Source organism: Brevibacterium sp. SIMBA_078, assembly GCF_046534565.1.
Classification (GTDB): Bacteria; Actinomycetota; Actinomycetes; order Actinomycetales; family Brevibacteriaceae; genus Brevibacterium.
Window position 1 is genome coordinate 1,349,744 of the sequence record NZ_JAWRYQ010000001.1, and the last position, 24,995, is coordinate 1,374,738.

Annotated in this window: 26 protein-coding genes; 16 read left to right on the forward strand and 10 right to left on the reverse strand. The window is 62.4% G+C overall.

What is annotated here, in order from left to right; translation table 11 throughout:
• Nucleotides 1-48: 48 nt before the first annotated feature.
• A complete protein-coding gene (locus tag SB749_RS06015) occupies nt 49-1,542 on the reverse strand; it encodes an amidase (protein WP_410709522.1) in 1,494 nt (497 codons plus the stop codon).
• 340 nt (nt 1,543-1,882) lie between these two features.
• Here SB749_RS06015 and SB749_RS06020 point away from each other — a divergent pair, with 340 nt between their 5' ends.
• On the forward strand, nt 1,883-2,383 hold the full coding sequence (locus tag SB749_RS06020) for an NADPH-dependent FMN reductase (protein ID WP_410709523.1): 501 nt from the start codon (nt 1,883-1,885) through the stop codon (nt 2,381-2,383).
• Nucleotides 2,384-2,472: 89 nt separating this feature from the next.
• Here the strand turns inward: SB749_RS06020 and SB749_RS06025 are convergent, their stop codons facing one another.
• The 5 genes from SB749_RS06025 to SB749_RS06045 all read right to left on the reverse strand — a co-directional run bounded on the left by SB749_RS06025 (nt 2,473) and on the right by SB749_RS06045 (nt 5,673).
• Nucleotides 2,473-2,844: a DUF86 domain-containing protein gene (locus SB749_RS06025; RefSeq protein WP_410709524.1), complete on the reverse strand. Its 372-nt coding sequence runs from the start codon at nt 2,842-2,844 to the stop codon at nt 2,473-2,475.
• Nucleotides 2,844-3,317, reverse strand: coding sequence for a nucleotidyltransferase domain-containing protein (locus tag SB749_RS06030; RefSeq protein ID WP_410709525.1), 474 nt, complete (start codon nt 3,315-3,317; stop codon nt 2,844-2,846). Before SB749_RS06030 ends, SB749_RS06025 begins: the two co-directional genes overlap by 1 nt.
• Nucleotides 3,318-3,546: 229 nt before the next feature.
• Complete coding sequence (locus tag SB749_RS06035; RefSeq protein WP_410709526.1) at nt 3,547-3,876, reverse strand: putative quinol monooxygenase; 330 nt, start codon at nt 3,874-3,876, stop codon at nt 3,547-3,549.
• Between the two features lie 82 nt (nt 3,877-3,958).
• Nucleotides 3,959-4,744, reverse strand: a complete 786-nt coding sequence (locus SB749_RS06040; RefSeq protein WP_410709527.1) for an SDR family oxidoreductase — start codon at nt 4,742-4,744, stop codon at nt 3,959-3,961.
• Between the two features lie 101 nt (nt 4,745-4,845).
• Nucleotides 4,846-5,673, reverse strand: coding sequence for an IclR family transcriptional regulator (locus SB749_RS06045; RefSeq protein ID WP_410709528.1), 828 nt, complete (start codon nt 5,671-5,673; stop codon nt 4,846-4,848).
• Nucleotides 5,674-5,785: 112 nt separating this feature from the next.
• On the opposite strand from SB749_RS06045, the gene SB749_RS06050 reads away from it, so the two are divergent.
• The 8 genes from SB749_RS06050 (at nt 5,786) to SB749_RS06085 (ending at nt 14,398) form a co-directional block, all read left to right on the forward strand.
• Nucleotides 5,786-6,361, forward strand: a complete 576-nt coding sequence (locus SB749_RS06050; protein WP_410709529.1) for a hypothetical protein — start codon at nt 5,786-5,788, stop codon at nt 6,359-6,361.
• Nucleotides 6,361-7,983, forward strand: coding sequence for a GMC family oxidoreductase (locus SB749_RS06055; RefSeq protein WP_410709530.1), 1,623 nt, complete (start codon nt 6,361-6,363; stop codon nt 7,981-7,983). The genes SB749_RS06050 and SB749_RS06055 overlap by 1 nt, the downstream gene beginning before the upstream one ends.
• 127 nt (nt 7,984-8,110) lie before the next feature.
• Nucleotides 8,111-8,671 carry a dihydrofolate reductase family protein gene (locus SB749_RS06060; RefSeq protein ID WP_410709531.1) on the forward strand — a complete coding sequence of 187 codons (561 nt, stop codon included), beginning with the start codon at nt 8,111-8,113 and terminating at the stop codon, nt 8,669-8,671.
• A gap of 177 nt (nt 8,672-8,848) precedes the next feature.
• Nucleotides 8,849-9,607, forward strand: coding sequence for an HpcH/HpaI aldolase family protein (locus SB749_RS06065; protein WP_410709532.1), 759 nt, complete (start codon nt 8,849-8,851; stop codon nt 9,605-9,607).
• A gap of 340 nt (nt 9,608-9,947) precedes the next feature.
• On the forward strand, nt 9,948-10,796 hold the full coding sequence (locus SB749_RS06070; RefSeq protein WP_181271054.1) for an ABC transporter permease: 849 nt from the start codon (nt 9,948-9,950) through the stop codon (nt 10,794-10,796).
• A gap of 11 nt (nt 10,797-10,807) precedes the next feature.
• Nucleotides 10,808-11,836, forward strand: coding sequence for an ABC transporter substrate-binding protein (locus SB749_RS06075; protein ID WP_410709533.1), 1,029 nt, complete (start codon nt 10,808-10,810; stop codon nt 11,834-11,836).
• A gap of 13 nt (nt 11,837-11,849) precedes the next feature.
• Nucleotides 11,850-12,629, forward strand: coding sequence for an ABC transporter ATP-binding protein (locus SB749_RS06080; RefSeq protein WP_139467842.1), 780 nt, complete (start codon nt 11,850-11,852; stop codon nt 12,627-12,629).
• Nucleotides 12,630-12,748: 119 nt separating this feature from the next.
• The gene (locus SB749_RS06085; RefSeq protein ID WP_410709534.1) at nt 12,749-14,398 is read left to right on the forward strand and encodes a M24 family metallopeptidase; all 1,650 of its coding nucleotides are present in this window, start codon (nt 12,749-12,751) and stop codon (nt 14,396-14,398) included.
• Nucleotides 14,399-14,620: 222 nt separating this feature from the next.
• Here the strand turns inward: SB749_RS06085 and SB749_RS06090 are convergent, their stop codons facing one another.
• The 3 genes from SB749_RS06090 to SB749_RS06100 form a co-directional block, all read right to left on the reverse strand.
• Nucleotides 14,621-16,780 carry an aldehyde dehydrogenase family protein gene (locus tag SB749_RS06090; protein ID WP_410709535.1) on the reverse strand — a complete coding sequence of 720 codons (2,160 nt, stop codon included), beginning with the start codon at nt 16,778-16,780 and terminating at the stop codon, nt 14,621-14,623.
• 109 nt (nt 16,781-16,889) lie between these two features.
• On the reverse strand, nt 16,890-17,837 hold the full coding sequence (gene kdgD, locus SB749_RS06095; RefSeq protein WP_410709536.1) for a 5-dehydro-4-deoxyglucarate dehydratase: 948 nt from the start codon (nt 17,835-17,837) through the stop codon (nt 16,890-16,892).
• Between the two features lie 100 nt (nt 17,838-17,937).
• Nucleotides 17,938-18,822 carry a LysR family transcriptional regulator gene (locus SB749_RS06100; protein WP_410709537.1) on the reverse strand — a complete coding sequence of 295 codons (885 nt, stop codon included), beginning with the start codon at nt 18,820-18,822 and terminating at the stop codon, nt 17,938-17,940.
• A gap of 115 nt (nt 18,823-18,937) precedes the next feature.
• Here SB749_RS06100 and SB749_RS06105 point away from each other — a divergent pair, with 115 nt between their 5' ends.
• From SB749_RS06105 to SB749_RS06130, 6 genes are all read left to right on the forward strand, one after another.
• Complete coding sequence (locus tag SB749_RS06105; RefSeq protein WP_410709538.1) at nt 18,938-19,075, forward strand: hypothetical protein; 138 nt, start codon at nt 18,938-18,940, stop codon at nt 19,073-19,075.
• 145 nt (nt 19,076-19,220) lie between these two features.
• A complete protein-coding gene (locus SB749_RS06110; RefSeq protein WP_410709539.1) occupies nt 19,221-20,024 on the forward strand; it encodes an FAD-dependent oxidoreductase in 804 nt (267 codons plus the stop codon).
• Nucleotides 20,021-20,668 carry an FAD-dependent oxidoreductase gene (locus SB749_RS06115; RefSeq protein WP_410709540.1) on the forward strand — a complete coding sequence of 216 codons (648 nt, stop codon included), beginning with the start codon at nt 20,021-20,023 and terminating at the stop codon, nt 20,666-20,668. The genes SB749_RS06110 and SB749_RS06115 overlap by 4 nt, the downstream gene beginning before the upstream one ends.
• Nucleotides 20,669-20,745: 77 nt before the next feature.
• The gene (locus tag SB749_RS06120; RefSeq protein WP_410709541.1) at nt 20,746-21,849 is read left to right on the forward strand and encodes a DNA alkylation repair protein; all 1,104 of its coding nucleotides are present in this window, start codon (nt 20,746-20,748) and stop codon (nt 21,847-21,849) included.
• Between the two features lie 66 nt (nt 21,850-21,915).
• Nucleotides 21,916-22,857 (forward strand): NAD(P)-dependent oxidoreductase, encoded by a 942-nt coding sequence (locus SB749_RS06125; protein WP_410709542.1) that lies wholly within the window; start codon nt 21,916-21,918, stop codon nt 22,855-22,857.
• 39 nt (nt 22,858-22,896) lie between these two features.
• A complete protein-coding gene (locus SB749_RS06130; protein ID WP_410709543.1) occupies nt 22,897-23,292 on the forward strand; it encodes an MmcQ/YjbR family DNA-binding protein in 396 nt (131 codons plus the stop codon).
• Between the two features lie 24 nt (nt 23,293-23,316).
• Here SB749_RS06130 and SB749_RS06135 read toward each other — a convergent pair whose 3' ends face one another.
• Nucleotides 23,317-23,964, reverse strand: a complete 648-nt coding sequence (locus SB749_RS06135) for a hypothetical protein (RefSeq protein ID WP_410709544.1) — start codon at nt 23,962-23,964, stop codon at nt 23,317-23,319.
• Nucleotides 23,965-24,113: 149 nt separating this feature from the next.
• Here SB749_RS06135 and SB749_RS06140 point away from each other — a divergent pair, with 149 nt between their 5' ends.
• Nucleotides 24,114-24,980 carry an aldo/keto reductase gene (locus tag SB749_RS06140; protein WP_410709545.1) on the forward strand — a complete coding sequence of 289 codons (867 nt, stop codon included), beginning with the start codon at nt 24,114-24,116 and terminating at the stop codon, nt 24,978-24,980.
• The last annotated feature ends 15 nt before the right edge of the window (nt 24,981-24,995 follow it).

Sequence of the window (24,995 nt, forward strand, 5' to 3'; positions counted from 1 at the left end):
GCGCCTTTCATCGGATTCATTCCGAAATAGTGGTGATTCTCTGGACAGTCATTTCTGTGGTTGCCTGCAGGCCTCCGCGATCGTCGCTGCGACTGAGAGCAGAGTCCGGTCATCGTAGGGACGTCCGATGATCTGAAGAGCAGGCGAGAGGCCTCCTCCTGCAGTTGGCAACGGGACAGTGATCGCAGGCAGTCCGAGATAGTTGATGGTGCGTGTGTACCTGCTGGCTCGCATGTAGTCGCTGCGAGCACGGGAACCTGTCGCGTTGGACGTCGACATCTGTGGCGCGAGGATCGGACTCGTCGGTGTGAGGAGGAACCGCGAACCTCCCATAGCCGTGGCGAGAAACTCTGAGGTCAGGGCCGAACGGCAGGCGAGAGCATCTGCGTAGCCGATCGCGGGAATCGCAGTTCCACGGATCACGCGTGAGAGGACCTGGTCGCCGAGGAGGTCCCAGTTCCATCCGAGGATGCTGCCGACGTTTCGTGCGGCCTCGACACTGACAACTGTGACGGACCTTCTATTGAGCTCGGCATCGTCGATGTCGACTCCATTTCCGTCCAGACGTCCGAATCCACTGGTATTGCTCAGTCCGATCTCCTCGACGACGTCGAGTGCACTAGCGAATGCGGAGGTGACCTCGTCGTCGCAGTCTCTGTCGACGGCAGACCGGGACAGGTGTGCGAAGCCGGAGAATTCTGAGGCATTGCAGGCTTCGAGCCGGCTGCGAGCTTCGATATAGACGACCGAGGGGTCGGAGACGACAACCTCGAAGGCCTGCTGCACAATCGTGGTGTCGGAGGCCAGCAACCCGATAGTGTCAAGAGTCTCGGAAAGCGGGATGAGACCGGAATGAGAGAAGAGGCCATTGGTGGGTTTGTATCCGACGAGGCCGCAATAGGAAGCTGGAAGCCGTACGGAACCTCCGGTGTCCGTACCCAGAGAGAGATCGCAGGCGCCGGTGGCGACGGAGATTGCCGAGCCACTCGATGAACCCCCGGACAGGTAGGAAGCGCTGAGAGGATTGACGCCGTCTCCGAACCATTGGTTGTGGCCGGTGGGACTCAGCGCGAATTCCGCCATATGGTTGGCCCCGATGATCGCTCCTCCTGCCGTTTCGAGTGAGCGGAGCATGGGGGAGGTGGTCTCTGCCCGCGTGTCCGACAAGGCCGGGCTGCCAGCAGTGATCGGATAGTTGCGGATGCCGATATTGTCTTTGTGGGTGATTCTCAACCCGGACAGTTCATCTGTCAGTACAGGTGCGCCAGTGACCGTGGACTCTGTGTATGTGCGGAAGATTCCGGTTCTCGGGGACTCGTCGACGGTGTTGTTCCAATGAACATCTGAGGAATCGACTGAAGCGCCTGGTGGATTGAGCCAGTGAGGCGGTGACGGTGGTGTGAACGAGCGGTCTATTTCGGTGGCACTCGCGGCAACGAGGGATTCTGCACGGTCATAGCCGACAGAGCCGAGGAGGTTATCGACGGCTCCGCTGATGCGCGCCGCCGGGTGCGCATAGTGGTTCTCAGAGGTGGTGCTCATTTCAGCCCGTTCTCATTGCGATGTGCGGTGCAGCGCGGCTCTGCGCGCACCGGCCATGGAGCGACTCGAGGCGATCGAGTGGAAACTCCTGATGGCAAAATCGAGCTTAAACCTATGAGGTTTATACGTCAATAGGAATCTTCTGGAGCAAAAGTCGGCTCTGAGGCTATTTAATATCTGATCAATTGAGCTTCGATGTGGCTATGTGACGGTGAAACGCGTCTGTGACTCCCTGTGACTGTGGAGAAATAGGACTCTGGTCTGCATGGTTAGGGTGACTGTCATGGAAGGCGGCGAGTGTCCGTCCTTCATCGGCTCAACCGTTGGGAGAGGACCCCTTATGACCACACGCATCGCCGTCGTCGTCGGCAACCCGAGCCCCAATTCGCGCACCCGCCAAGTCGCCGAAGACCTCGCCGCCAAGATCGCCGAGGTCACCGGGTCCGAGATCGACGAAACCATCGAACTCGCCGAGGTGACCGACGAGATCTTCGAGTGGAAGTCCGACCGCCTCAACACACTCACCGAACGTCTGGCCACCGCCGATTTCGCCGTCATCGCCACCCCGACCTACAAGGCCAGCTACACCGGGCTGCTCAAAGCCTTCCTCGACCGGTACGACGCGAATGGTCTGCACGGGCTGACCGCGATCCCGGTCTTCACCATCGGATCCCCGGCGCACACGCTCGCGGTGGAGACGACACTGCGACCGCTGCTCGTCGAACTCGGAGCCAGCGTGCCCACGAAGGGACTCGCATTCCCGACCGCGAAGTTCGACGATCGCGCGAGCGTGCTCGACGAATGGGTCGAGTCTCAGAAGGCATACCTGCCGCAGAGGTGAGCCTCTGGCTCGGTGAACCTGCAGCAGCTTGGTGCAGGGACCAAGCTATTGCAGGTTCACCAAGCTGGAGAGCTGGCCGGTGCCGAGAGTCAGTCGGTCTGTTCAGAGGGCGTCTGCAGTGACGATTGCGCCGCTCTGAACGAGGGCTGAAGCGCCTGTTTCCACTCGCCGAGGTCGACGGACAGTGTCAGCCAGGTGACGGAGCGATTGATTGCGTCGTATTGATGGACGATGAAATTGCGATTGGCGGTGGCCAGAGCCCAATCTATTCCCGCTGGCGAACGCGCTTCCATGCGCGACAGCCGATTTGCGGCTTCGCCGAGCTTCATCATCAGGGAATCTCCGGCTTCCTGAAGCAACTGGTCTTCGAGATAAGCGTCTTTCCCTCGGGCGACGATTTCATCGACACGTTCGAGCCACGCTTCGATGTGAAGCAGTTCCTTAGCAATTCTGCAATCCATCACAGCGACACCGCTTCTCGACGGATGTCATCGTCTACCCCCGGCTTCAGTCCGCCATAGTCGATCAAGTCGATCTCTCTGCCGAGAACCTTCTCGATAAGTTGTTTGAAGCGGATGAAGGCAAAGGACGAAGTGCCTTCGGGAGCGTCGACGATCAAGTCGATATCGGAGTCCATTCGAGCTTCGCGGCGCGCAGCGGAACCGAATACAGCCAAATTCTCATAGCCGTGATCTGAGGCTAGTTTCGTGAGAATCGGAACAGCGGCTTCCAGGAGGATCTCCGGATGAACCAGATCAAGAGCGGGGGCGAATTTGAGCTGCTGACTCACGGCAGGCTGCGAGATTCCAAGATCTTTCGCGATCTCTCGCTGACTCATGCCAGTGGCGAGCATGGCTCGGAGCGCGAGTGCACGGCGCAGTCGCGCAATGTCTTCACAGCGTTGCGCGTGGCGGTACTCGTCGACGAAGCTCATAAGACAATCTTATCAACCGGTGTGCGGCACGGGAATAGGCTCAATAAGCCTCTGGCTCGGTGAACCTGCAGCAGCTTGGTGCAGGGACCAAGCTGGTGCAGGTTCACCGAGCTGGTGGTGAGTGCGGCACCGAAAACGCAGCGCGGGTCCGCTGAACGCATCAGCGGACCCGCGCGACATCCTCGGCGAATGAGGGCGCCCCGGTAGGGGGCGGGCGCCTCGGTGGGGATCAGTCGATCTGCAGCTCGCCCATCGCGTCCCAACCATCACCGTCGATCTGACGGGAGATGATCTTCGGGGTCGCTGCCAGTGCGGAGTGCATCGGCCCGCCCGCGGCGGTCGCGGCCTGGAAATGGTCGGACTTCACATGCGCTTCGGCGGCATCGTCGTCGAAGACTTCGACGAGGACGTACTCGTTCGGGTTGTCGAGGCTGCGCGACCATTCGAACCATTTGTTGCCCGGTTCGGCACGGGTCGCCTCAGTGAACTCGCGGGTCAGTTCGGGCCACTGTTCGGCCATTTCGGGTTTGACGGGGAACTTTACGACGATGAAGATCATGTCTTCCTCCTTCTCTCTGTGGTTGTTCTCTCGGGTGGAGATGTGGGTGTGGCGGTGTCGGTTTCTGCTCTCAGCGACAACGTTACGAGAACTGCATTCCGCCGTCGACGAGCATGGTCTGTCCGGTGATGTAATCGGAGTCCTCGCTGGCGAGGAACGACACGAGGTTCGCGACGTCCTCGGGCACGGACACCCGGCCCATGAGGATGTCACCAGCATATTTCTTGATCGCCTCACCTTTCGCCAACCCCTCCTCGGCGGCGAGTTTCTCATCGATGAGATCCCACATCGCGGTGCCGACGATGCCGGGCCCGTAGGCGTTGACGGTGATGCCGTGCTTGGCCCACTCCATCGCCGCGCCCTGGGTCAGTCCGCGCACCGCCCATTTCGTCGCCGAATACGGTGACAGCAGCGCGAAGGGACGGAACGCGACGATCGAGGCGGCGCCGATGATCTTGCCGCCGTTGCCCTGCTCGATCATCTGCTTCGCCGCAGCCTGATACGACAGGAAGACGCCGGTGAGATTGACGTCGACGATCTTCTCGAAGTCGGCCTTCGAATAGTCGATGAGCGGCTCGACCTGAGCGATTCCGGCGTTCGCGACGAAGACGTCGAGTTTTCCTCCCGCATCGACGGCAACCTCGACGAGGCGGCTCAGTGAATCCTCGTCCGTGACGTTTACCTCGGCACCGGTGGCCCTCCCACCTGCACTTTCGATCGTTGTGACGGTCTCCGCCACCCCATCCTGCATGCTCGGCAGGTCCGCGACGATGACATGATGGCCATCGGCACCGAGCCGCTGGGCGATGCCCTGACCGATTCCCTGTGCCGACCCCGTCACCACTGCGACGCTGTTGCTCGTGCCCATTTCTCCTCCTTGAGTTCTCAACTGTGAGCGAACACGATCATTCTCAGCAGAGTCGGCAGCCGGAGGACACGGCTCTTCTCATGTGGCGATAAAGCTGGGGTTTAAGCATGTTCGACGACGGGGACGGTGACGGAACCGCCGCGCAGATAGCTCGACGCCAAGCCAGCATGCTCACGCAGGGTCGACTCGAGCTGCTTCGCCCGGCCCGTCATCTTCGATGAAGGCGTGCTGATCGCCATCGCCCCGACCTGCATTCCCGTGCCATTGTGCACCGGCACGGCCGCGCAGGTCTGACGGGGCAGGAACTCCTCGTGCTCCCATGCGATTCCGCGGGTGGCCACCTCGGCAAGGTGGGGGTCGAGGGCCTCCCGGCTGATCATCGTCTGCGGGGTGAGCACCTGCATTCCGCGCGCCTCGAGATAATCGGTGCGCTGCGGTTCGGGCATTCCGGCCAGGAGGATCTTGCCGAAAGCGGTGGCGTGCGCGGCCTCGTGGAAACCGAAGCGCAGAGGCCGCAGTCGCGGGTGCTTCTCGCAGTCGGAGCAGTAGGTGAGGATGATGTCCGAACCGCGGTAGATCGCAAAGTAGGCGGCGGTGCCCAGCGACCTGTGGAGCTGATCGGTGATCTGCCGGATCGGATGCGGAGCGACGAGGCGCTGCTGGAACGACAGCCCGAGTTCGAAGCATTTGGGACCGAGCTCGAAGCGTTTGGTGTCCTTGAGGTAGACGAGATACCCGGAATCGGCGAGCTCGTTGAGGAGCCGATAGACGGTGGGCAGAGGGATCTCGAGGCGGGTGGCCACTGTCTTTGCGGCGGCACAGCCCGAGGCGGCGACGGCCTCCAGGACGGAGAAGGTTCGTTGGATCACGGCACTGTTGGACACGCGGTCTCCTGACTGTGCGATCGCCTCGGCGGTCGACTTTTTCATGTGGTGAGAATGAGGATAGTCCATGGTGTCGCGGGTCACATAGATTGCTCATGTCAGGACAGTGGCGGGCGTGCGTCGATGCCGCCTGCCGAGTGGAGCAAAGGAGCATCCGATGGCATTCCCTGCAAAATACCCATCGCTGAATGCGATGGAGATGACGGACGAGGCGAAGCAGACCCTCATCCGCGTGCTGCGCGTGGCGTTTCCGCACGCAGACTTCCCCGACGGACCGTATGTGCGCACCGCGGAGAAGATCCTCATCGCCGCCGACGAAGAGACGTGGTTCCGGGTCGCCCTCATCCAGGGCCTTCTGTCGTTGGATCAGCTCTCCGATGGGAACTTCTGCGGACTCGATGATGATTCCGCCCTCAAGGTGCTGCGCCGAGTCGAGTCCACCGAGTTCTTCGGCTTCGTCCGCCGCACCGCCGTGCTCAACCTCTATGACGATGTCGAGGTGTGGGAAACGCTCGGCTACGAGGGACCGTCGTTCGACAAAGGCGGCTACATCAACCGCGGGTTCGACGACCTCGACTGGCTGCCCGAACCGCGCATCGTCTATCCCGAGGACGAACCGATTCCGGAGCTCGGTGACGGTGTTATGGGTGCCCGCAGCGGCGGTTTTGCCGGTGACGAATCGACCAATCAGCCCGCGCCGCAGAGCGTCGAGATGGGTGAGGTGAAGAAGTGATGGCTGCCGAGAATACAGGACGCGGTGCCAGCGCCGAGGCTGGACGCAGTGTGACCGGATACAGCATCGACCCGGACGAGGAGGCCGTCGTCATCGTCGGCTCCGGCGCCGGCGGGGGAACCCTGGCCTACGAGCTCACCGCGAAGGGCATTCCCGTCGTCGTGCTCGAAGCCGGGCCGTATCTGCGCAACGAGGACTACGTCAACAACGAATGGGAAGCGTTCAACCAGATGGCCTGGCTCGATCCCAGGACGACGACGGGATCGTGGCGGATTGCCCGCGACTTCCCGAATCTGCCGGCCTGGATCGTCAAGGCCGTGGGCGGAACGACGACCCACTGGTCGGGTGCGACCCCGCGTTTCAAGAACCACGAATTCAAGGCCCGCAGCGTCTACGGCCGCATCGACGGCGCCAACCTCCTCGATTGGCCGATCACGCTCGAGGAGATGGCCCCGTACTACGACCGGGCCGAGAAGGCGATGGGCTCGACCCATGTCCACGGCCGGAAGCCGCTGCCGGCGAACAACAACTACAAGGTCTTCGCGGGAGGGGCGAAGGAGGTCGGCTACAAGTTCTATGCCACTGGTCCGTACGCCACGAACGCCGAAGAGTACGACGGCCGCCCCGCCTCCATCCAGGACGGCTTCAACTTCCAGGGCGATAAGAACAGATCCAAATGGTCGACCCTGGTCAGAGAGCTGCCGCGGGCGGCGGACACCGGGCTGCTCGATCTGCGGCCCGAGTCCCAGGCCGTGCAGATCACCCACGATGCGGCTGGCCGGGCGGATGCCGTGCTCTACCTCGACAAGGACGGGAACCTCCACCGTCAGGCCGCGAAGATCGTGTGCGTGGCAGGCAATTCGATCGAGACGCCGAGGCTGCTCCTCCTCTCCGGCACACCGTCCTTCCCCGACGGGTTGGCGAACTCCTCCGGACACGTGGGCCGGAACTATATGCGCCACCTGACCGGCACCGTGTGGGGACACTTCGACAAACCCGTGCGCATGTATCGCGGGGAGACGATGGCCGGAGTCATCGCCGACGAGTCGATCCATGATCCCGACCGCGGATTCTCCGGCGGCTACTACATGGAGACGATCTCGCTGGGGCCGGGATTCATGGCCTCCTTCGTCGAGCCCGGCGGATGGGGACCGGACTTCGCGGCGCTGCTCGACCGGTACCTCAACACCGCGGGAATGTGGATCGTCGGCGAGGACATGCCGCAGGAGAGTAACCGGGTGACGCTGAATACGACGGTCAAGGACACGAATGGTCTGCCCGTGCCGAACGTCCACTATGACGACCACGCCAATGACCTGGCGATGCGCGAACACGCCTACGCCGCAGGTCAGAGAGTCTACGAGGCGGTCGGAGCGCAGACTTCCCACCACACTCCGCCCTATCCGTCGACGCACAACCTCGGCACCGCACGGATGAGCGAACGTCCCGAAGACGGGGTCGTCGACAAGTGGGGCCGGACCCACGACGTGAAGAACCTCTTCATCTCCGACGGTTCGGTGTTCACCACCGGTGCCGCGGCGAACCCGACCCTGACGATCGTGGCGCTGGCGATCCGGCAGGCCGAGTACATCGCCGAGGCGCTGCGGACTCAGGAGGTGTAGGGGCGGCGGGATGCCGTCACATCGATCGGCGTCGGTTCTGTCTTCTGACGGAATCGACGCCGATCTGCTGTGAGAGAGCCTTGTCGCAATAGGATGAAAGACAGACGCAACTAGGAGGAGACTGCCTGTGGCACGTACCGTCTACTACACCGCGACCACGCTCGACGGGTTCATCGCGGACCCGAATGATTCGCTCGAATGGCTGCTGCGCCAGACCGAAGAGCCACCGGATGACGGGTTCATCGACGGCGTCGGAGCGATCGTCATGGGGGCCACGACGTACGAATGGGTGCTGCGCAACCTCGATGGCCCGTGGCCCTACGAGGTTCCCGCCTGGGTGATGACCCATCGCAAACTCTCCCTGCCCGAGGCCGGGAAGGACGGAAAGGCCCCCGACATCCGGTTCGCGAAGGGCTCGGTCGCCGACCATTACTTCGAAATGTGCACCGCCACGGGCGATCACGACCTGTGGGTGATGGGCGGCGGCGACCTCGCCGGGCAGTTCGCCGACGAGGGACTCCTCGACGAGATCATCACCTGGACCGCACCGGTGGTTCTCGGCAAGGGACGTTCACTGTTGCCGCGCCGCCTCGACCTCGAACTCATCGAGGTCGGGTCCAGCGCCCCGTTCGTCATCGTCCGCCACCGAGTCATCGGCCCCCTCCTCGAAGACAGCCCCGCCGAATGATTCCCCTCGCCGAGGTGGGACGACGTTCCGTGCGGGAGGATCCCTAGTACGGATGGTCGGGGCCGCCTCGGCGAAGGAATCGATGAATCGTTCGTAAGGGTGGGCCGCCTCGGCGAGGTTCATCCGGATATCGGGCACCTCTGGTGGCCGGGCGGGGTTCCGTGATTCGATGCAGTCATGACTGCTGCGATTGAGAATCATCGGGCCCGCCTGCGCGCGGGCGAGATCTACAACGGACTGTGGATGATGTCGACGAGTCCGGAGCTGGCGAAGATCGGGGCGGCGGCCGGGTTCGACTATGTCTGCCTCGATCTGCAGCACGGGCTGGTGCGGCCGACCGACGTGCTGCGGCTGACCGATGCGGTGCGTGCCAGCGGGGACGCGCTCGTGACGGCGCGGGTCGCGGCGAACCGATTCACGGAGATCGGGGCGCTCGCCGACGCCGGAGTCGAGGCGATCATCGTCCCGCTCGTTTCCTCGGTCGACGAGGCGCAGGCCTCCGTGGCTGCGCTCGACTATCCCTCGCGGGGCGGGGATCGTTCGTGGGGGCCGACGTACGAGATCATGCACGACGCCGTGCAGGAGACTCGGGATGAGAGGCCTCTGCTGTTCGTCATGATCGAGAACGAGGAGGGCCTGGCCGCGGTCGAGGACATCTGCGCCGTGCCGGGAATCGACGGAGTCTATGTCGGTCCGGCCGACCTCGCGTTCGCCGTCGGCGCACTGCCCGGCCAGCCGAACGAGGCCCACGCCGAGGCGCTCGTGCGGATCCGCACGGCCGCCGACGCTGCCGGAGTGGTCCCGGGAATCCACTGCGGAAACGGCGAGGAGGCGAAGCTGCGCAAGGAACAGGGCTTCCGTTTCATCACCTCATGTGGTGATTTGGGTGCGGCGGGCCGAGCCTTCCGCGAGGATCTGGGCGCAGCCCGCTCCTAATTGCTACCCGACGGCGGCCCAGCAACCTCTCGCGAGGTAGCTGGGCCGACGTCAGGTAGTTCGAGTCGGTGGGTGGGTCAGCGTTGCGCGCGAAGTTGCCATGGTGCGCCAGGATGTTCTTGGGAAGTCCGAGTATCCTGGCGTTTCTCAATTCAACTCTTGAGTTTTTCCTGCCTGGACAAACTCATTGATGCAATTCCTTCAGGGTATCGAAACATGCGAAAACAATCTTGGACAGGCATCGTTGAGTCGCGAATACTGGAACGCATCACAGTTGTTCCACGTCACAAATGCAATGTCACACCTGCTCATGGACCAGAACCCAATGGAGGGATCGCCAATGACAACAGCACCACGCATCGATACCGATGCAGTTCGACCTGTGGAGCCCGGCCCTGCGCCGGCAGCTCCGCCGACTGCATCTAGGCTCAAACCTGAGTCATTCACAGCGGGAATCAAAGCTGTTGTCGGGCTCGTCGGATTGTTCGCGATCTGGGAGCTAGCAGTCTTCATCTTCGACTTCCCGAAGTATCTGCTTGTCGGTCCGATTTCGGCGTTCGAAGAATTGTTCACGAACCCGGGATACTTCGCGGTCAACGCTCTCACTACCCTGCAGGAAGGCCTCGCAGGCTTTGCGCTCGGCACAGCATTGGGCGTTCTGTGTGGAGCACTCCTCTATTACGCTTCCTTCCTTCGTCCCTTCCTCTATCCGGCGCTCATCGCCATCGACACGATTCCGAAGGTCGCTCTGGCGCCGCTGTTCATCGTCTGGTTCGGCTTCGGCTTCGAGTCGAAGGCTTTCGTGGCAATGGCCATCGCATTCTTCCCGCTCGTCATCAACACATTCGACGGGCTCAACTCTGTGCCGCACGAGTTGCAGGACCTTGCACGCATCAACCGTGCCTCGAAGCTGAAGAAGATGATGAAGATCGATTTCATCTATGCGCTTCCTTCGATCTTCACGGGAGCTAAGATCTCGATCTCGCTGGCTGTCGGCGGTGCCGTGGTCGGTGAGTTCATCGCCGGGTCCAAGGGACTCGGATACGTCATTCTTCTCGCGAACTCTCAGGTCGACCTCCCCTCGATGTTCGCAGCATTCATCGTGCTTGCGGCGATCGCATTGCTTCTCTTCTTCATCATCGACCTCATCTCGAAGAAGCTGCTGCCGTGGAAGAACTACACGAAGTGAGAGGCGGAACCATGCACATCTTGAAGAAACTGCTAGTTGCGCCGCTCCTGCTGTCTGTGGTCACTCTGACAGGATGCACGCCAAAGGACGGACTCGATGACTTCAACCTCATGGTCGACGTCGCCTATCTGCCGAAGCACGCACCGTTCTTCGCAGCTGAGGCCGAGGGGTTCTTTGAAGAGGAAGGATTCGACGTCTCGCTGATGCCGGGTTCCGGCTCAACGAACACCGTGACTTCCGTCGAAACCGGGAGAGTCGATGCCGGATGGGCCGATTTCGGCGCGACCATCCTCAGCCAGGGCAAAGGAGCTCACGTTAAGCAGGTGAATCTGCTTCAGGCCCGATCAGCGTACGCGACTATCGCACTCGAGAGTTCGGGTATCAAAACCTGGGAGGACATGAAGGGCAAGACGGTGGCGACTGAGGGTGCCGGTGCCATGACGGCTATGTGGCCGCTCGCGCTCGAACGCAGTGGCCTCAAACAGGATGACGTCAACGTCGTCCACGCCACCGGCGAATCGAAGATTCCAGGTCTGCTGGCCGACCGCTGGGATGCGAACCTCGCGCTCTACGTCTCCGACGAGCCGGCGCTGATGGCGCTCGGTGAGAAGGCGAACATCCTCAAATGGTCTGACGTCGGCATCGACCTCTACGGCAATGGCATCGTGGTCTCGGATGAGGCCCTGAAGAATGATCCCGAGCGTGTTGAGCGCTTCAACCGCGCGATGCAGAAGGGCTTTCTCTGGGCCTGCGACCACCCGGATCAGACTGCAGAGGACTTCACGAAGGAAGTTCAAGGGTACGAACCGGAGACCGTGACCTATGCGCTCAAGTCGCAATGCGAGTTGAACTGGGCCACCGGAAAGTCAGACGACCAGTTCGGTGTGATGACCGACGATGGAGTTGGGCAGATGCTGAGCGTGGCCACTGACTTCCTCGGTCTCGAGAATTCGACCGCCCTCACCGTCGATGACATCTATACGAACGACTACATCGACCCGATTCGCCATGACGAAGACGTTGCGGCACCCACAAAGTGAATGGAGTACGACCATGACCACTGACTATGCGATCTCAGTTAACAACGTCGGCAAGACCTACACCTCGCGAGACGGGCAGGAGAACGTCGTCCTCAAGGGACTGGACTTCCATGTCAACCCGGGGGAGTTCGTCTCGATCGTCGGCCAGTCCGGCAGCGGAAAGACCACTCTGCTCAACACGATCTCGGGTCTGCAGGAAGCCTCTGAAGGCGAAATCCTCATCCGCGGACGTGAGATCAGCGCCGCTCTCAAGGACATCGGAATGGTGTTCCAGAGCCCGGTCCTCCTGCCCTGGCGGAATAATCTCGACAACGTCCTCCTGCCCTTGGAATTTCGTGACGCCGTCACATCGGAATCCAAGGACCACGCCATGGAGCTGCTGCACATGGTCGGACTTGGAGAGAAAGCGACCCGGTACTCCTACGAGCTCAGCGGTGGGATGCAGCAGCGCGTCGCCATCTGCCGCGCGTTGGTTTCACGTCCGGAAATTCTCCTCATGGATGAGCCATTCGGCGCACTCGACGCGATGACGCGTGATTCGATGAACTTCGAAATCCAGAGGATCTGGCGCCGCACGGGCTGCAGTGTCCTCTTCGTCACCCACAGCATCTCTGAAGCTGTATGGCTGGCAGATCGAGTCGTCGTTGTCGGTGATCGTCCGGGACGGATCGTCGCTGACGTCAAGGTGGACATCGAACGTCCCCGCGCGAAAGAGCACAAATTCTCAGAGAACTTCGCCAGCTACGTGGCGGAGATCGAATCCCACATCGGCGTCACCGCCGGAATCAGCTGAGCGGTCCGCCCGTCCGGCCCGACGAACACATGCCAGGGATGGCCGGCAGGGATCCTTCGGCCCAAGGCACACCGCACGAGGCGAACACGTCTCAAGGAAGATATGGAGTTGGAAACGCAATGATCAAACTGACAACCGACAAGACGCGTCTGGCAGATTCGTTCGGACTAGATGCCCAGAAGAGCCTTCTGTTCTCTGCGATTCGCCTTGATTCGAGCCCTCTGGTTGCACCGATCATCGCCGACACGACTGACGGTGAAGTGCTGCTTGTTCGCCAGCAGGAGCAGGGAAACGCCCTGTCCGCCGGGGTGCCGAAGGAGCGGATGAGATTCTATGCGCCGTGGGTGACGATCGATCCCCGAATTGTTGCCGATACACCAGCCTCAGCATCACTCTCGACATTGGTTGAGGAGCTCGCAGAAGGGGATCAGGTCGGTCTCGACTCCGGTGTTGTCATGAAGCACTACTCGACGTTGTCGAAGAGCCTCGATGTCGTCGCCGACAAGCAGCCGACGACTCCGGTGGTCGCCTATGAGATCGACACCGCAGCGGTTCTTGAGCGCTTCTCTCGCTGGCGTGAGCTCGGAGCGGAGACTGCGACGCGGCTCATCGACGACGTCGAACATCTTGACGGACTGGACAAGGAGATCCAGTCGCAGACCGACACACGCTATTCGGCGCTGCAGTCGATGGCGAAGGACCGCGGTCTCGACGCCGTCATCATCGCCGCTCCGCCGAACTTCAGCGAGGTCGTCGGAACTCAGCAGAGCGAAGATCAACTGGCGGTTTGGTCAACGCTGGACGAGAAACTCTACGTTCTCGCCCCGGAGACCGCGCACGGTGTGTCCGGCACTCCGATCGGCCGCTTCGCCGGACTTGGTGCGGCAGCTGTGGCACTGGCTCATGGCAATCAGATCGGCGTTGAGGAGGAGTGGATCGCAACCGGTCTGGCACTCGAACTCGAAGCCGAAGGCGCCGTCCTCAATGAGTTGTCGACCGCTCTCGGTCACTGGCGCGATATTCGTGACCACGAAGACCTCGGGTTCCAGATCGTTGCTGCCAGGTGTAGCGTCTTCGCCATCGAAGAGGCTCTGAAATGGGCGGAGGAATCGTTGGCGGCGGGGCTTGAGTTCACCGAGCTCGACATCTACGCGCGCTATGTGGACAAGATCGTCGAATTTCGCACGGACAACGTGATTTCTTTTGCGATCGAACCGTACTTCACCAACTTGCACTCCTCGAACAGAATGCTGTTTCCCGGACCTCCCGTCGATTTCCCGATCAACGATGACACGAAGTGCATCCAACTCGACGCCGGTGTGCGGATCACCTTTGACGGGATCACTGTGGCGACCTCCGATATGGCACGGTCGCTTCCGCGTACCGATAGTGCCAAAGAGGCCTATGAGTTCTTCTTCGACGTGGTCCGTGAGGGAATCATCGGCCAGTTGCGTCCCGGAGTCGTGTGCGAGGATGTCCATCAGGGGACATTGGACTACTTGGCGCCCCACCTCGACAGGATGATCGAGATCGGCATGCTCGGTGCAGACGTGGATTTCAACACGGAATACCGGAAGCGCAATGTCGGGCACCTCATGGGCAAGCAGGAGTCATTCGCCAACGAGCTGCGTCCCGGCTACAAGCACGTCTTGGAGGTCGGTTCCTTCGGCGCCGCGGAGATCCCGTGGCGGTACGGCAATGTGGCGATCGGCACTGAGGACCTCTGGTTCATCGGGTCGGACCGTACCTATATTCTCTCCAAGCGCTGAGGCGGGACCTCTCCACTTCGATGTGTCTCACGCAGGACGCTCAACTCCTTACAGGTTGAACGGGGCGGACACTCCCACAAGGGAGTGTCCGCCCCGTTGCGTAGATTGAAACCAGCAGAAGAGTGAGATGCAGTTACCTTATGGTCAGCAGGGAATTGAAAGCGGTCCGGTCGTTGAATCGACCGGACCGCTCTGCGTTTGTGCTGTCAGCTTGGCAGCTGATCAGCTGGGGCGGAGTTCACCTGGACTCTTGAGCTTGACCACGGCTTCGATCTCAACCGGTGAGTTCGCAGGGAGACGCGGGACTCCCAGAGCAGTGCGTGCATGACGGCCTGCGTCTCCCAGAGCATCGACAAGGAGTTTGGAGGCCCCTTCAGCGACGACGGGGTGCTTACTGAAGTCTGTCGGACTGGCCACATAGACGTTGAGCTTGGCGATGCCCTCGACATTGTCGAGGCCGAGGTTCGTCTCCAGCTGGGCAATGAGATTCACCGCGCACAGCTGAGCTGCCGCAATTCCGTCCTCTATGCTCAGATCCTCACCGACGACTCCCTGGACCGGTACTTCTCCGCCTTGTTTGGCAATCTGCCCGGACACGAAGGCCAACTGGCCGGCGACGGTCACCGTCTCGTAGCTGTAGCTGGCGGGATTGGCTTCGGGAAGGTCGAATCCGAGTTCATTGAGACGGTGGCGCACGCCGTCTGCGAAGGATTTCGCCGAGACAGCTGCGTCGGTAGCGGCCGAGGCATCGCCACGCTGTGCTGCAGAGTATCGACCATCGAGCACTCGGGCCACCGCCCAAGGATTGGCGTCCTGGAGGACCGGATGAAGAATGGCCTGCGGGACGTTCTGGTAGGCGACCGGGCGGAGGAACCTGTCGATCGCAGTTGCACCCACCGAGGTGGTCTGCGGAGCTGACGTCGCTGGAAACGGTCCACCATGGATCATCGCATGGCCGACATCGACTCCTGTCGGCCAACCGTTGACGATGATCCGTCCGACGGTGAGTTCCAGCGCGCGCACAAGCGCGTCGGCCACCTCGGTGTCCTGTTCACCCATCTGCAGTGTCGCAGTCAGCTGTCCTTCGAGCTCTGCTACGACATGCTCCAGCTCATCAGTCGAGTGATAGCGCACGACGAGGGCAGCGGACCCGAAGATCTCATTCTGCAGTTCCTTGTTCGACGCGAAGTCCTGGATCGAGGTCGTGAACACGCGGGGCCCGGGCGCGTTGAGCGTCTCCCCATCCGCCCCCTGAGCCAGAGATGAGACGCCCGGCTGTGCTGAAAGCTGGTCGACTCCACTCTGCCAGGCTGCGGCTATGGAGGGAGTGAGCATCGTTTGACCCTTCGCCGCGTTGAATTCCTCAGCAATGCGAGCCGTCAGAGCATCTCCACGGTCGCCGTTGGGAACGAAGAGAATTCCAGGGGAAGTGCACAACTGACCGGAGGAACCGGTCACTGCTCCGAAAAAGCCTTGGGCCACCTCGGCGACGTCATCGACAATGGCGCCTGGCAGGACGAACACGGGATTGATTGAACTCATCTCGGCATAGACAGGGATCGGTGTGGGTCGAGCCGCGGTGGCGGCCGACAATGCCAGTCCGGCAGCCCTGGAACCGGTGAATCCTACGGCCGTGATTCGCCGGTCCGTGGCTAGCTGCTGCCCGACCTCGGAGCCAGCCCCATAGACGAGTGAAAAGACGCTCGGGTGAAGCCCGCTGTCGCGAACGGCACGAGTGACGGCGGCGCCGACCAGTTCGTTGGTCCCGGGGTGGGCATTATGGGCCTTGACGATGACCGGGCATCCGGCAGCAAGTGCGGAAGCGGTGTCACCGCCTGCGGTTGAGAAAGCAAGGGGAAAGTTGCTCGCGCCGAAGACAGCGACGGGGCCCAGAGGAACCTTGCGCTGACGAATATCGGGGCGCGGCAGCGGTGCGCGGTCCGGGAGCGCGGGATCAATGCGCACGCCGTGGGCGTCACCGAGCCGAACGACCGATGCGAACAGGCGCAGCTGGTTGGAGGTTCTGGTGATCTCGCCATTCAGGCGCCCCGCAGGAAGTCCGGTCTCCAGAACGGCCCGGTCGACGATGCGCCGCGCGTCAGACTCGATATTGGCTGCGATTCTCTCGAGAAAGGTTGCGCGGATCTCCGGCGAAGTGCCGCGGTACGAAGGGAACGCATCGTGGGCCTCGGCGATGGCTGCGGATACCTGCTCCTCGGTGAGCAGCGTGTATTCGGGATCTAAGGTCTCACCTGTCGCCGGATTGATTGCACGGCTGGTCTCCCCCTGTCCTGGCGTCTTCGTGCCGGCCACAATTGATGTGCCGGAAAGTGATATGTCGACGTCCGAGTCGGTCGTCGCGGTAGTGAACTGCGTCGTCATAAGTGACCTCTATTCCTGATAGCGATGTCGGCGCCGACCGGCTCAAGCCGATCGGCGCCGATCTGTGGGTGTGGCTGTCTCAGCCGCGGATTCGTGGCGGACTGAACGTTCAGGCGACCGCGGACGCGGTGCGGTCGAGCCGGATGCCGGCAGCGGACATAACTTGTTCGAGATCCTGCAGGTCTGCCTCGGTGAGGTTCTGCAACGGTGGCCGGACCGGCCCGCAGTCGCGGCCGATGACTTTGAGGCCGCCCTTGACGATGGAGACGCCGTAGCCGGCCACTCGTTCGCGGATCTTCGAGTAGGGCAGGACGAAGGAGTTGAGCTTCTCTGTCACGTCGGCGCGGTCCTGTTTGCGCACCGCATCGTAGAAGTCGAGGGCGAATTCGGGTGCGAAGTTGAACATGGCGGATGAGTAGGTGCTCATTCCGAGCTGCATCAATGGCAGCGCATAGACTTCGGCGGTCGGAAGTCCGCCGAGGTAGAAGAGGCGGTCGCCGGTGCGGGCGTAGACCTTCGTCAGCTGCTCGATGTCGCCGAGGGCGTCCTTGAAGCCGATGAAATTCTCATGGGTGTCGGCGAGGCGGTCAACGGTCTCGGGCGAGTAGATCGCATTTGCCCGGTTGTAGACGATGACGCCGATCTTGGTTGCTTTGCAGATGGCGGATACGTGCTCGAAGAGGCCGTCTTGGCTGCATTCAGTGAGGTAGGGAGGAAGGGCCAGAAGGCCCTCTGCTCCGGCTTCCTCGGCGTCGATCGCATTCTGCACGGCGTGTGCAGTGGCACCCCCTGCCGAAGCAAGGACCGGCACTTCAGTACGTGAGTTTGAAACTGCCAAGCCCACGACCTGTTTCGCTTCCGGGGGAGTGAGGCTGAATCCCTCGCCGGTTCCGCCAGCGGCGAAGAGTCCTGTGACGTCGAAGCTCGACTGCCAGGCGATGTGGTCGGAATAGGCGTCGGCGTCGAGGGACAGGTCTGCGTTGAATGCTGTCGCGGGGAAGGAGAGGAGTCCGTCCTTGAGGTGGTCGGCGAGTTCTTGAGGTTGGTAATTGGCCACGGAATGACGTCCTTGTTAGTCGGGATAGTGATCCCACTGTAAGAACGAGGAGTAATTCCTGTCCAAGATTATTTATATATGCATTGATGCCCAGAAGGTATTATCTTAATTCTCTGCGAATCAATGCGAGGACTTCCTTGAGTGCCGGGTTGCGGGACTCCGGATTCCAGATCGCATGAAGTTCGACGACATCGCGTGGAGCGTCGTGGAGCGGCACATATGTGACACCGTCGACGCCGAGGCGAGCAGCTGATTCCGAGACGACGGCGATGCCGCGACCAGCAGCGACGAGATTGACGATGGTCAGGATCTGGCTCAGCGAATGAGCCACCTCATTGGCTTCGACATCGATGTAGCGAACGGTGAGATCGTAGAAGTATCGAGCCCTCGTGGCATCGTGCATGAGCAGTCGCTGACCGGAGATCTCCTTTGTGTCCACAGAGTCACGTGCGGCGAACGCATGGTCCGAAGGGACTGCCAGTACGAGCTGCTCAGACAGGACCAGGGTCGCGTCGATGGTTTCGGGAATGCGGCCCACTCGCCCCAGGCCGATGTCGATCTTGCCCTCAGACAAGGCCTTGATCTGTTCTGCCGTAACCATCTCGGCGATCTCGACGCTTATGCCCGGCAGCTGTTCTGCCAGGGTCGAGACCAGACTGCCGAGGACGCCGAACGTCGAGACCGCAGTGCACCCGATGGTGATCTGACCCCAGGAGCCCTCGGCGATCTTCTGTGCTCGCCGCGGGGCACGCTCGACGGAGGCGAGCAGACCGTATGCCTCAGCGAGGAAGGCCTCACCTGCCGGCGTAAGTGTGACGGTGCGATTGTTGCGTTCGAAGAGGTGGACACCGATCGATTTCTCCAGCTTCTGGATCTGCCGGCTCAACGGTGGCTGGGTCATATTCAGCTCTTCAGCGGCGCGTCCGAAGTGAAGGTTTTCGGCCACCGCGATGAAGCCGGTGATCTGTGCCAAGGTGAACTGCATCGCTCGCTCGTTTTCTTTCGTGGGCCACGGCCTGTGCTGTTCAGCAGTGTATCGGGCGTGCGGCACCTCGCTTTCAGTTGTCGGCAACTCCCTCCGCGCTACCCGACGACTGCGAGTGCGCCGGCGGGCGTTCACGACCGCCGGTGACGTCATCGAGTCCTCCGATGACCGGTACCTGCCGTGGAAGGCGAGCTTCACCATGAACTCCACCCGCGGAAACCCGAGCTCCATGTCCCTCATCTCCGGCGACTAAAAACCCAACTACTACCCGAAGGCGGCCCAGCAACCTCGCGCCAGGTATCCGGGCCGCCGTTGGGTAGCAATTAGGGGAGGTCAACCCCGGCGACAGTTGTCCGCTCGGGAGTAAAGTGACAGACACCGACTCGAGAGGACAGTGCATGACCACAGAGACAGTGACGCAGCAGGGCACCTCGACCGAGACCACTCCCTCCTCGACCCCCACCGGATCCGACCGCACGGAGCACGTGGACCTCCTCGTCATCGGCTGGGGCAAGGGCGGCAAGACCCTGGCCGGCACCATGGCTCGGGCCGGCAAGAAGGTGGCCGTCGTCGAGCAGTCGGAGATGATGATCGGCGGCTCCTGCATCAACATCGCCTGCATCCCCACGAAGATCCTCGTCCACGACGCCGAGAACAAACGCGCCGATGACGACACCGACGAATACTTCGCCAAGGCGGTCAAACGCCGCGACACACTGACCGGGTCAATGCGGAAGAAGAACCACTCGATGCTCGCCGACCTCGACTCGGTGCTTCTGGTGGGCGGCCGCGCCGAGTTCACCGGCGAACGCGAAGTCCGCGTCACCGGCGGCGCCGACACCATGACGATCACCGCCGACATCGTCGTCGTCAACACCGGATCCGTCGCCAACATCCCACCCATCGACGGCGCTCAACTCGGCGGCCGCATCCACGATTCCGAGTCCCTGCAGCACGTCGATCCGTTCCCGAATCGCCTCGTCATCGTCGGCGGCGGATACATCGGACTCGAATTCGGATCGATGTTCGCCCACTTCGGCTCGCAGGTCACCGTCCTCGACCGCGGAACCCGCCCGCTGGCCAACGAGGACGATGACGTCGCCGAGGTGGTCGCCCAGGCCCTCGCCGACGACGGAGTCACCATCGTCAACGACGCCTCCGTCACCGCGGTCAACGACGGCGCGCTGACGTCGCGACCGTGACCTATGAGGTGGGCGGAGAGACCAAGACCATCGACGCCGAGGCGGTCCTCCTGGCCGTCGGACGCAAGCCCGCCACCGCGGAGCTCGGATCGGAAAAGGCCGGTATCGACACCGACGGCCGCGGGTTCATCGTCACCGACGAGTACCTGCGCAGCTCCGCCGAAGGCGTGTACGCCTTCGGCGATGTCAACGGTGGACCGATGTTCACCTACATCTCGCTGGACGATAACCGGATCCTCGCCGATCAGCTCCTCGGCGAGGGCAAACGGTCGACGAAGGACCGCGGGGCCGTGCCGTACACGATGTTCCTCACCCCGCCCGTCGCCCGCGTCGGCCTGACCGAAAAGGCCGCTCGCGACGAAGGGTATGAGATCAAGGTCGGCGCCAAGCTGCAGGCCGATATCGCCGCGGCACCGCGGGCAAAGATCGAAGGCGACCCGCGCGGAATCGTGAAGTTCGTCGTCGACGCGAAGACGGACCTCATCCTCGGCGCGGCCCTCGTCCACGTGCACTCACAGGAGGTCATCAACACCGTGGCGCTCGCGATGCGCCACGACGTGACTGCGACCGAACTGCGCGACACGATCTACACCCACCCCTCGGCCACCGAGGCGCTCAACGAGGTCCTCGGCGCGCTCAAGTGAGGCGACCGAACGCATGGTCGGACGAGAACACACCCGCGCTCACCAAAAAGGTGACCGGGTAGAGGAGGGGAATCTCGGTGGCTGACTTCAAAGACCAGATCTCACCCGAGCTCATCGAGCGTCTCGGCTGCGAACTCTCACGTGCGGCGGCGTCGTGCGACCAAGCAGTGTTCGACCGGGCCGCATTCGTCCGCACCGCCACAGAGGGCCTGGACGGGCGTGAGCTGATGCGCCGCATCGACTGGATCGCGCAGGTGCTCACGGACACGATGCCGCCTGAGCCTGAAGACGCTGACCAGGTGATTCGTGCGGCTTTGGCAGACGGAGGTCTTCAGGGGTGGGCGTCGATGCCGGTCAACGCGTACGTCGCCCAGGCCATGCTCGACCGGCCCGATATCGGGCTGCCGCTGCTGGCGGCGTTGACCTCACGCTACACAGCGGAGTTCGCGATCCGCCCGTTCATCGACGCGCAGTACGAGACCGCGATGGAGCACCTGAGGGCATGGACGGGATCCCCTGACGAGCATGTGCGCAGGCTCGTCTCCGAGGGAAGCCGTCCGAGACTGCCGTGGGGCCGACGCCTGACCGCGTTCATCGTCGATCCCTCGCCCACCCTTGAACTGCTCGATGCTCTTGTCGATGATCCATCGCTGTATGTGCGCCGGTCGGTTGCGAACCATCTCAACGACATCGCGAAGGACCACCCCGATCTGGTCCTCGACACGGCCAAGCGATGGGCCGCGCCGACCGGCCAGGGCGACTTCGTTGTGCGCCATGGCCTGCGCACCCTCATCAAGCGCGGACACCCGGAGGCGCTGGCGATCCTCGGGTTCGACCCTGATGCCCCGATCGAGATCACCGATCTCACCTGTTCGCCGTCGGCCATAGCGATCGGTGACACGGTGAGGATCGAGTTCACTCTGCAGGCCGCCGCCGCGACCCGAGCGTCGATCGACTACATCGTCCACTACCAGGGAGCGCGAGGAGTGAAAGCGGGCAAGGTGTTCAAGCTGAGCGTCCGCCATCTGCCGGCGGGACAGCCGGTGCGCATCTCCCGCGAGCACCGCTTCGAGCACGTCTCGGTGCGGACGATCCGTCCGGGTCCGCACCGCATCGACATCCAGGTCAACGGTCGGGTCCTCGACACAGCGGTGGTCGACATCGCGGAGGGCAAAGCGTAGGAGACATCGGTGGAAGAATGCGAAAGCGAACCACCCGATCTACGCCTACGAAGGAAGCGGACCCGAATGAGCAACCGCATCGTCATCACGACCGACTACCTCGGCGAGGGGGATGAGGTCGACCGTCTCCTGCGGGAGCACGGACTCGAACCCGTTTACGCCCCGGCGGCCGGCAAGCGCGCTGACGACGAACGCCGGCACCTGCTCACCGGCGCATCCGGAGCAATCGTCTCCAGTGAGCCGATCACCCGTGACATGCTCGCCGAGGCGGCTGACCTCCGGGTGCTCGCCCGCAGCGGAGTCGGCTACGACTCCGTCGACATCGCCGCGGCGCAGGAGTTGGGCATCCGCGTGGCCAACACTCCAGGGGTCAATCACCACGCCGTGGCCGAGCTTGCGCTCGCCCTCATCCTCAATTGCGCCAAGCATCTCAGCGACGTCATCACCGGCGTCAGAGCGGGGCAGTGGCCACGCACAGCCGGCACCGAACTGCGCGGCAAGACCCTCGGAGTCATCGGGTACGGGCCCAGCGGCAGAGCGATCGCGGCGATCGGTGCGGCGTTGGGCATGCGCGTCATCGTCGGTACCTCCCACCCCGACACCGAGGCGGGACCGAGCATCGAGTTCACCGACGTTGACACGACGATCGCTGCAGCCGACTACCTGACGCTGCACGCCCGTGCGACCGGCACCCCGATCATCGGCGCCGACCGGCTCGCGGCGATGAAGGAGACCGCGTTCATCATCAACACTGCCCGCGGATCGCTCATCGATGAGTCCGCGCTCGTCGCGGCGCTCGAGGCGAAGCAGATCGCCGGTGCCGCCCTTGACGTTCTCGACGTCGAACCGCTGACGAGCGAGAACCCTCTCCGCGGATTCGACAACGTCTGGATCACGTCCCATCTGGCCGGCCAGACGGTTGAGGCCCGTGAATGCGCCGGGTTGGCCGCCGCCCAAGCCGTCATCGATGTAATCGACGGAAAGGAACCCGTCGGACTCATCGTCTGAAGAGTCCTATCCTCACCTGCCGGGGCGTACCGTTGACTCATGGCGCATCCGCAGATGTTCGATGACGACGACCCGATGCTCGAACGGGTCCGCGCGATCGCGCTCAGCCTGCCCGAAGCGGCCGAGAAGATCTCGCACGGCAGACCGGCCTTCTTCACGAAGAAGATCTTCGCCCACTACGGCGGCACCGAGAAGCTTGTGTCCGGGGAGATGGTGCAGCACCCGCAGGCACTGCTCGTCCTGCTCGACCACATGGACGCCGAGGTGGTGCTCGAACGACCGGACTCGTTCGTTCCCATGTACCTCGGCCCCTCCGGTTGGGTCGGTCTCGCACTCGACGATCTCGACGACGAAGAGCTGCGCGAACTGATCATCGATTCGTACCGCAGCACCGCCGCGGCGCGGTTGATCAAGGCCCTTGACGCTCAGGAATGAGCGCTCAATGTTCCCGCTCGGCGATCAGTCTCGAGCGGTCCGCAGACGCTGCTGGTCAGCTTCGACCCGTGTGCGCCGCATCCTCACAATAATGAGCAGGACCAGTCCCGCAACGGCGATGACCACTCCTGCAAGGAACCCGTACTGCGTCACCGAGAACTCCTGACCGGTGACGGAGTCCCCGCTGCAGGTCAGGCTCGGCGGCAGGTATCCGGCGGTGACGGAGAAACCGAACACCTCATCGCCGCCGACGGTATCGGGGCAGATTCCGGACCCGCCTGACTTCGATGCCGAATACCACTGCAGATGCTGGGCGAACATCATCGAAGGCAGCACGAAGACTCCGACCGCGATGAGCCGCAGCGGCCATCGATCTCGACGAGGTTCGGCGAAAGGCGACTGGTAAAGTCCGACCAGCCGAGTCGCCACGAACGCGAGCAGCACACCGAGCAACATCGCGACGCTCAGAGCGGCGAATGCCAAAGAGAGCATGAACAGCGCCGAGGTGGCTCCGGAGTGCTCGACCATCGCCGACGTCAGCCAGTGGGTGGCATGGAGAAGCATGGCGACCACCAATCCGGCGCTCGGCAGGAGAAAGGCCACCTGCCACCGCGAAAGCCTGCGAATACGGCGAAGGAATCCCTGCTCCGCAGCTCGCACGTTCGTCTCCACGTGACCACGTTAGCCCAAGACTCATTGTGAGAATCCCGCGTCAGCACCTCCTCGGAGGACCTCACAGGAAGAGTTCAACCACGACCCCCTGCTCAAACTCAAGGCGAATGCCCTGGCCAGCGCCACCTCGGCGGTCATAGGGTGAATACATGACCACCCCAGCGAACACCCCCGCACAGAACTCACCGATCCCCACCTTCGACCTCAACGACGGGCGCCCGATCCCGCAGCTCGGCCTCGGCATCTACGCGATGAAGGGCGACGAGGGGGTCGACGCCATCGTGGGTGCAGTCGACGATGTCGGCTACCGCCTGCTCGACACCGCGGTGAATTACGAGAACGAACGGGAGGTCGGGCAGGCCATCGCCGACTGCTCCGTCGCTCGCGAGGACTTGTTCGTCACGAGCAAGATCCCCGGCCGCCACCACGGCTTCGACGAGGCGATTGCGAGCACCGAGGAGTCGCTGGCCCGGCTCGGCCTCGACTACCTCGATCTCCACCTCATCCACTGGCCCAATCCCAGCGTCGGCAAGTACGTCGAAACGTGGGAGGGCCTGATCGAACTGCGCACGCGCGGGCTCGTGAAGTCCATCGGCGTCTCGAACTTCACCGAGGAGATGCTCACCGAGCTCGTTGAGAAGACCGGGGTCACCCCGGCCGTCAACCAGGTCGAGCTCCACCCGTATTTCCCGCAGGAGAAGCTCATCGCCTTCCACCGCTCCATCGGTGTGCAGACCGAGAGCTGGTCCCCGCTCTACCGTGACCAGGGACTGTTCGATGAAGCCCCCATCGCCGAGGCGGCCGCCGCCCATGGAGTGACCCCGGCCCAGGTAGTCCTGCGCTGGCATATCGAGATCGGGAGCATCCCGATCCCGAAGTCGGCGAACCCGGAACGTCAGCGGTCCAATGCCGACGTCTTCGGCTTCGAGCTCACCCCCGCCGAGGTGGCTGCGATCTCCGGACTCGAGCGCGGTCGGATGAAGGACCGTGACCCGCTGACACACGAAGAGATGTGAGGCAGCACGGCGACG

Bases quoted from the DNA above. Each gene is read 5' to 3' on its own strand.
- SB749_RS06080 (WP_139467842.1), top strand. From the start codon at position 11,850: ATGACCACTGACTATGCGATCTCAGTTAACAACGTCGGCAAGACCTAC.
- SB749_RS06035 (WP_410709526.1), bottom strand. From the start codon at position 3,876: ATGATCTTCATCGTCGTAAAGTTCCCCGTCAAACCCGAAATGGCCGAA.
- SB749_RS06055 (WP_410709530.1), top strand. From the start codon at position 6,361: ATGGCTGCCGAGAATACAGGACGCGGTGCCAGCGCCGAGGCTGGACGC.
- SB749_RS06100 (WP_410709537.1), bottom strand. From the start codon at position 18,822: ATGCAGTTCACCTTGGCACAGATCACCGGCTTCATCGCGGTGGCCGAA.
- SB749_RS06050 (WP_410709529.1), top strand. From the start codon at position 5,786: ATGGCATTCCCTGCAAAATACCCATCGCTGAATGCGATGGAGATGACG.
- SB749_RS06040 (WP_410709527.1), bottom strand. From the start codon at position 4,744: ATGGGCACGAGCAACAGCGTCGCAGTGGTGACGGGGTCGGCACAGGGA.
- SB749_RS06090 (WP_410709535.1), bottom strand. From the start codon at position 16,780: ATGACGACGCAGTTCACTACCGCGACGACCGACTCGGACGTCGACATA.
- SB749_RS06025 (WP_410709524.1), bottom strand. From the start codon at position 2,844: ATGGATTGCAGAATTGCTAAGGAACTGCTTCACATCGAAGCGTGGCTC.
- SB749_RS06110 (WP_410709539.1), top strand. From the start codon at position 19,221: ATGACCACAGAGACAGTGACGCAGCAGGGCACCTCGACCGAGACCACT.
- SB749_RS06015 (WP_410709522.1), bottom strand. From the start codon at position 1,542: ATGAGCACCACCTCTGAGAACCACTATGCGCACCCGGCGGCGCGCATC.
- SB749_RS06075 (WP_410709533.1), top strand. From the start codon at position 10,808: ATGCACATCTTGAAGAAACTGCTAGTTGCGCCGCTCCTGCTGTCTGTG.
- SB749_RS06070 (WP_181271054.1), top strand. From the start codon at position 9,948: ATGACAACAGCACCACGCATCGATACCGATGCAGTTCGACCTGTGGAG.
- SB749_RS06085 (WP_410709534.1), top strand. From the start codon at position 12,749: ATGATCAAACTGACAACCGACAAGACGCGTCTGGCAGATTCGTTCGGA.
- SB749_RS06065 (WP_410709532.1), top strand. From the start codon at position 8,849: ATGACTGCTGCGATTGAGAATCATCGGGCCCGCCTGCGCGCGGGCGAG.
- SB749_RS06045 (WP_410709528.1), bottom strand. From the start codon at position 5,673: ATGAAAAAGTCGACCGCCGAGGCGATCGCACAGTCAGGAGACCGCGTG.
- SB749_RS06030 (WP_410709525.1), bottom strand. From the start codon at position 3,317: ATGAGCTTCGTCGACGAGTACCGCCACGCGCAACGCTGTGAAGACATT.
- SB749_RS06140 (WP_410709545.1), top strand. From the start codon at position 24,114: ATGACCACCCCAGCGAACACCCCCGCACAGAACTCACCGATCCCCACC.
- SB749_RS06130 (WP_410709543.1), top strand. From the start codon at position 22,897: ATGGCGCATCCGCAGATGTTCGATGACGACGACCCGATGCTCGAACGG.
- SB749_RS06020 (WP_410709523.1), top strand. From the start codon at position 1,883: ATGACCACACGCATCGCCGTCGTCGTCGGCAACCCGAGCCCCAATTCG.
- SB749_RS06125 (WP_410709542.1), top strand. From the start codon at position 21,916: ATGAGCAACCGCATCGTCATCACGACCGACTACCTCGGCGAGGGGGAT.